The sequence below is a fragment of the Rhizorhabdus sp. genome, assembly GCF_018006725.1.
Taxonomy (GTDB): Bacteria; Pseudomonadota; Alphaproteobacteria; order Sphingomonadales; family Sphingomonadaceae; genus Rhizorhabdus.
In genome coordinates this window covers 1-5,573 of record NZ_JAGMXV010000276.1, presented here as the reverse complement: position 1 = coordinate 5,573, position 5,573 = coordinate 1, and the positions used below count along the sequence as shown (strand labels likewise).

Below are 5,573 nucleotides of genomic sequence, written 5' to 3'. Positions count from 1 at the left end.
GCTAACGACTCGGCGGCTCAAGAGTCCCCGGCATCGCAGCTGCTTTGCCCCAAACGCCCCAGAAGATCGGGAAAATGGCGTAGGAGCGCGCTATCGACAGCTTCCATGCCGGCCGTTGCCCCCAGCCGAGCCATGCTGGTGACCGGATATTCGCCCAAGCCGCACGGTACGATGCCCGAAAAGTGCGACAAGTCGGGATTCACGTTGAGCGAAAAGCCATGAAAGCTGACCCAGCGGCGCACGCGGACGCCGATCGCGCCGATTTTAGCTTCCTCCGCGCCCTTGCCGACCCAGATGCCGACGCGGCCTGGCTCGCTGCGCCCCTCGATCCCGAAATCGCCGAGCGTGGCGATCAGCCAGCGCTCGATGCCTGAGACGAAACAGCGCACATCGCGCCCACGCTTCTCCAGATCGAGCAGGACATAGCCGACCCGCTGGCCGGGCCCATGATAGGTGTAACGCCCGCCACGCCCGGCCCGGAATACGGGAAAGCGATCAGGCGCGAGCAACTCCTCTTCTGCGGCGCTGGTGCCAGCGGTGTACAAAGGCGGATGCTCGAGCAGCCAGATGAGTTCGCGCGCCTCTCCTGCGCGGATCGCAGCCGCTCGCGCCTCCATTTCGGCCAGGGTATCGGCGTAGGGCGAGAGGCCTGGCGTGACGCGCCACTCAACGCCGTCGAGAAGGTCTACCATCCCTCCGCATATCGCCGCTTTTTTCGTCCGATCAAGAGCCATGGATTGCGCTGTCGTCGAAGCGGGAATAGGCGGGCGGCATGACGATCGGAGCCGCTTGCCCATGACATCTTTCTCGCTGGGTTCGGTCTGGGAGGAGACGATCGCCTTCTTGCGGCGTGAATGGGGGCTGCTGTTCCCGGTTGCTGTCGCCATCTTCGCGCCCGCGCAACTGCTGATCGGGCAAGCGATGCCGGCGATCGCAGAGGCGGGCGCATCGGCGTCGCCGACCATGCCGGCGGAAATCCTTCTGCTCGGACCGGCCATGCTGTTGACCCTGTTCGGCCATATGGTTCTCGCCCTGCTTGCCACTGTCCCCGGTATCAGCGTGGGGGAGGCGCTGGCAGGTGCGATCCGGCGCTTCGGCGCTGCACTTGTGGCAATCTTCGTCGCCATGTCGGTGGCCTTTGCCGCCGCGCTGGCCGTGATGGTCGCCGCGACGCTGGGTGTCATGATCTTTCAGTCGGGCGTGCCTTCGGCGAACCTCGCGGCACAGATCGCCACGCTGTTCATCATCCCCTTCGCGGTCGTCTGGGTGCGTCTGCTGATGCTACCCGCCGTTGCCGCGTGCGAGGGGCAGGGGGCGGCCATGACTCTGCGCCGCGCGTGGATGCTCAGCCGGGACAATGTCATGCGGCTCGTTGCCATCTGGCTCGTCATGATCCTGCTCGGAACCCTGCTTGCCTTCATCGACCGCATGGTGATCGGCTCGCTGTTCGAACTGATCAAGCTTGGGACCGGGATCGAAGCCGTCCCTGAAGCGCTGCGTCTGATTGTCAGCCTTGGTCTCGAGGCGACGTTGTCGCTCGGATTCTCGGTTTATGTGGCGCTCGTCTATCGGCGGCTCGCCGCCGGTTGATCCGTATCAGCCGTCGTGTCGCCGAACAGCGGCACGTGGGGAGCCGAGTCTGCCGGAAGTATCCCGGCCAGTCGCGGATCGGCGAAGGTCTCGATCGCCCGAGCATAGGGCCGGAAGCCGTGCTTGCGATAGAAGGCCAGCGCGGCCGGATGGTCGAGCGTGCAGGTGTGCACCCACATCCGGCCGATACCGGTTCGCCAGCCCAGGCCCAGCGCCTGCGCCATCAGCCATCCACCATGGCCCTTGCCTGCCAGTTCAGGCACCAGACCGAAAAAGGCGATCTCCGCTTCTCCCGCGATACGGAAGTCGAGTTCGAGCATCCCGATCTCGATGCCGCGCCGGTCCTCTACCGCGTATATCTCGACCGCCTCGTCCTGGATGATTGCGAGCAACTCTGGCTCGGGCATGACGAGCCGCGAGAACCACAGCCAGGGTTCGCCGACGCGGCGGAAGAGCGCACGATATTTCTCGGCCCCGGGCTGCTTCCAGCGGGTGAGGCGGAAGGGGGCGGCCGGTATCGGGCGGGGCCGCGGGCGTTCGCGCATCTCAAGCGAGGTCACGATCGTCGCGACCTGGTCGGGCGCCACGGGGGTCAACGGCATCGGCCTACTCCCAGGTCGCGACCGGCGGCAGGCTCATCAGGATCGCGTCGATGTTGCCGCCGGTCTTGAGGCCGAACAGCGTGCCCCGGTCGTAGACCAGGTTGAACTCGGCATAGCGGCCGCGGAAGTTCATCATCTGCCGCATGTCCTCGGCATCGGCCGGCATGCCCATGCGGTTGCGCACGATTCGTGGGAAGATGTCGAGAAAGGCCTCTCCGACGTCGCGGGTGAACGCGAAATTGGCGTCGAAGCCGGCTTCATCGGTGCATTCGAGATGATCGTAGAAAATCCCGCCGACACCCCGGTGTACCTTGCGATGCGGAATCCAGAAATAGTCGTCGGCCCACGCCTTGAAGCGGTCATAATAGTCGGCCCCATGCGGATCGCAGGCCGCTTTCAGGCGGGCATGGAAGGCGGCGGTGTCTTCCGCGTAGGGAATGGGCGGGTTGAGGTCTGCACCACCGCCGAACCAGCGCTTCGTCGTCACGAGGAAGCGGGTGTTCATGTGAACGGCTGGCACATGCGGGTTCGTCATATGCGCGACCAGGCTGATACCGGTGGCGAAGAAGTCGGGATTTTCGTCGCCAGCGCCATGGATCGTCCGTGCGAAGTCGGGCGCAAAGGCTCCGCCGACGGTCGAGACGTTGACGCCTACCTTCTCGAACACCTTGCCCTTCATCAGCCCGCGAACGCCGCCGCCGCCGCGACCTTCGGGGTCGTCGTCGCGGTTCCAGGCTGTGTAGCCGAACCGCGCATCGCTGCCCGCTTCCGCTTCGATCGCCTCGAAAGCCGAGCAGATCCGGTCGCGCAGCGATTCGAACCAGGCTCGCGCGGCGCTCTGCTGCGGATCGAGTTGGAGCATCATTCGGGCCATCCTCCGGTCTGTCTCAAGGCTTCGGCGAGCGCGATGCCAGCCGAGACCGCGACATTCAAGGATCGGAAATTCGGTCGCATCGGAATCCGGACCCGCAGATCGGCGCGATCGTGGACGAGGCCGGGCACGCCCGCGCCTTCCGAGCCGAACAGGAGCGTGTCCCCGGGGGAAAAGGCGGCTTCCCAAAGGGGCACTGCTGCCTTGGTCGACAGGAGTATGAGCCGCCCCGGAAGCTGCGCCTCGAAATCGGTCCAGTCGGCATGGCGCATCGTCTCCACGCCGTCGGCATAGTCCATGCCGGAGCGTCGCAACCCCCTCTCGGAAAAAGCAAATCCACAGGGTTCGATGATGTCGACCGGCACTCCGACGCAGGCTGCAAGTCGCAGAATCGTGCCGACATTTCCGGCGATATCGGGCTGGTAGAGAGCTATCCGCATGACTTTGCTGAGTAACGAATGCGTGCGGATGCGCCAATAAAAGGAAAATGGGATTGGCAAAGCCGCCGAACCAGCGCTATCAGCGCGCAGCCGCCGGGGATTTTCGCGGGCGGTTGCGCATGCGCAGGGGGCAAAAAGCTGTCGGCTCGAACCCTGGGACGCATGTGTCTGATATCGTGGCAGCGCAAGGGTTCCGGAATGGCGACGCTCGAAACTATTGAAAAGCCCGGTGAAGAGGCAGGGGACGGCGTCCGTCGCCGCGACTTCATCAACGTGGCAGCGGTCAGTTTTGCGGGCGTGGGCGCCGCAACCGTACTGATCCCTCTCATCAACCAGATGAATCCGTCCGCCGACGTTCTGGCGCTGGCGTCGATCGAGGTCGATCTGTCGGCGATCCAGGAAGGTCAGGCGATCAAGACCATCTTCCGCAAGCAACCGCTGTTCGTCCGGCATCTGACCGCCGCCGAGATCGCGCAGGCCGACAAGGTCGATCCGAGCTCGCTGCGCGACCCGCAGACGCTGGAGCAGCGCACCGTCGACGGCAAGAAGCAGTGGCTGATCACGATGGGCGTCTGCACCCACCTCGGCTGTGTTCCGCTCGGAGCCGGCGAAGGCGAGGTCAAGGGCGAGTTCGGCGGCTATTTCTGCCCCTGTCACGGGTCGCACTACGACACTGCGGCACGCATTCGCAAAGGCCCGGCACCGAAGAATCTCGAAGTGCCGAAATATGCGTTCAAATCCGACACCGTCGTCCAAGTCGGCTGAGGTAGAGAGATATGAGCTTTCCCTGGGCAAATCATTACGAGCCGAAGAATCCGGTGATGAAGTGGCTGGACAGCCGCCTTCCGCTCCCGCGCTTCGTCTATAACGCCGTCGGCGGTGGATATCCGGTTCCCCGGAACCTGAACTACTTCTGGAACTTCGGCGTCCTCGCCGGCGTCGCGCTGACGATCCAGCTGGTCACCGGCATCGTGCTTGCGATGCACTATGCGGCCAACGGTCTCGTCGAGTTCGACTCGGTCGAACATATCATGCGTGACGTGAACTCGGGCTGGATGCTGCGCTACGCGCACGCCAACGGCGCGAGCTTCTTCTTCATCGTGGTCTATCTCCACATCTTCCGCGGCCTCTATTATGGATCCTACAAGGCTCCGCGCGAAATGGTGTGGCTCCTCGGCCTCGTGATCTTCCTGCTGATGATGGCCACCGCCTTCATGGGCTATGTCCTTCCCTGGGGTCAGATGAGCTTCTGGGGTGCGAAGGTGATCACGGGTCTGTTCTCGGCCATCCCGGTTGTCGGTACGCCGATCCAGACCTGGCTGCTCGGTGGCTTCGCCCCGGACAACGCCGCGCTGAACCGCTTCTTCTCGCTGCACTATCTGCTGCCGTTCGTGATTGCTGGTGTCATCATCCTGCACATCTGGGCGCTGCACATTCCGGGTTCCAACAACCCGACCGGCATCGACGTGAAGGGGCCGCAGGACACCGTTCCGTTCCACCCCTATTACACGGCCAAGGACGGCTTCGGCCTCGGCGTGTTCCTCCTCGTCTACTGCTCGGTGCTGTTCTTCGCGCCGAACTTCCTGGGGCACCCGGACAATTACATCCCGGCCAACCCGCTCTCGACGCCGGCGCACATCGTTCCGGAATGGTATTTCTGGCCGTTCTACGCGATCCTGCGCGCCTTCACCGTCGACTTCATCCTGCCGGCCAAGCTGTGGGGCGTCGTCGCCATGTTTGGTGCGATCCTCCTGCTGTTCTTCCTGCCGTGGCTCGACAAGTCGCCGGTTCGTTCGGGTAACTACCGCCCGGCGTTCAAGAAGTTCTTCTGGCTGCTGGTGATCGACGTTCTGATCCTCGGCTATTGCGGCGGTTCGCCGGCGGAAGAGCCCTACGTCATGATCAGCCAGCTCGCGTCGGCCTATTACTTCGCGCACTTCCTGATCATCCTCCCGATCGTTTCGAAGATGGAGCGTCCGCTCCCGCTGCCGAACTCGATCACGGAGGCGGTTCTCGAGGGCAAGAGCGGGGCTACCCTCGCGACGAGCACCCAGGCCTAAGGGGATAGAG

General features: G+C 63.8%; 7 protein-coding genes. 3 read left to right on the top strand and 4 right to left on the bottom strand.

Annotated elements, in window-relative coordinates; all coding sequences use genetic code 11:
* Nucleotides 1–17 precede the first annotated feature (17 nt).
* Nucleotides 18–692 (bottom strand): lipoyl(octanoyl) transferase LipB, encoded by a 675-nt coding sequence (gene lipB / locus KAY22_RS23760; RefSeq protein ID WP_296625617.1) that lies wholly within the window; start codon nt 690–692, stop codon nt 18–20.
* Nucleotides 693–795: 103 nt separating this feature from the next.
* On the opposite strand from lipB, the gene KAY22_RS23755 reads away from it, so the two are divergent.
* The gene (locus tag KAY22_RS23755; RefSeq protein WP_296625616.1) at nt 796–1,590 is read left to right on the top strand and encodes a hypothetical protein; all 795 of its coding nucleotides are present in this window, start codon (nt 796–798) and stop codon (nt 1,588–1,590) included.
* On the opposite strand, the gene KAY22_RS23750 is transcribed toward KAY22_RS23755, so the two are convergent.
* Genes KAY22_RS23750 through KAY22_RS23740 form a run of 3 tightly spaced genes read right to left on the bottom strand, consistent with a single transcriptional unit; the run spans nt 1,566 to nt 3,503 of the window.
* Nucleotides 1,566–2,192: a GNAT family N-acetyltransferase gene (locus tag KAY22_RS23750; RefSeq protein ID WP_296625615.1), complete on the bottom strand. Its 627-nt coding sequence runs from the start codon at nt 2,190–2,192 to the stop codon at nt 1,566–1,568. The genes KAY22_RS23755 and KAY22_RS23750 overlap by 25 nt on opposite strands.
* A 4-nt stretch (nt 2,193–2,196) precedes the next feature.
* A complete protein-coding gene (gene hemF / locus KAY22_RS23745; RefSeq protein WP_296625614.1) occupies nt 2,197–3,057 on the bottom strand; it encodes an oxygen-dependent coproporphyrinogen oxidase in 861 nt (286 codons plus the stop codon).
* A complete protein-coding gene (locus KAY22_RS23740) occupies nt 3,054–3,503 on the bottom strand; it encodes a tRNA (cytidine(34)-2'-O)-methyltransferase (RefSeq protein ID WP_296625613.1) in 450 nt (149 codons plus the stop codon). The genes hemF and KAY22_RS23740 overlap by 4 nt, the downstream gene beginning before the upstream one ends.
* 198 nt (nt 3,504–3,701) lie before the next feature.
* Here KAY22_RS23740 and petA point away from each other — a divergent pair, with 198 nt between their 5' ends.
* Both petA and KAY22_RS23730 read left to right on the top strand, forming a co-directional pair.
* Nucleotides 3,702–4,268: a ubiquinol-cytochrome c reductase iron-sulfur subunit gene (petA, locus tag KAY22_RS23735; RefSeq protein WP_165325284.1), complete on the top strand. Its 567-nt coding sequence runs from the start codon at nt 3,702–3,704 to the stop codon at nt 4,266–4,268.
* 11 nt (nt 4,269–4,279) lie between these two features.
* Nucleotides 4,280–5,563: a cytochrome b/b6 gene (locus tag KAY22_RS23730; protein WP_296625612.1), complete on the top strand. Its 1,284-nt coding sequence runs from the start codon at nt 4,280–4,282 to the stop codon at nt 5,561–5,563.
* Nucleotides 5,564–5,573 lie beyond the last annotated feature (10 nt).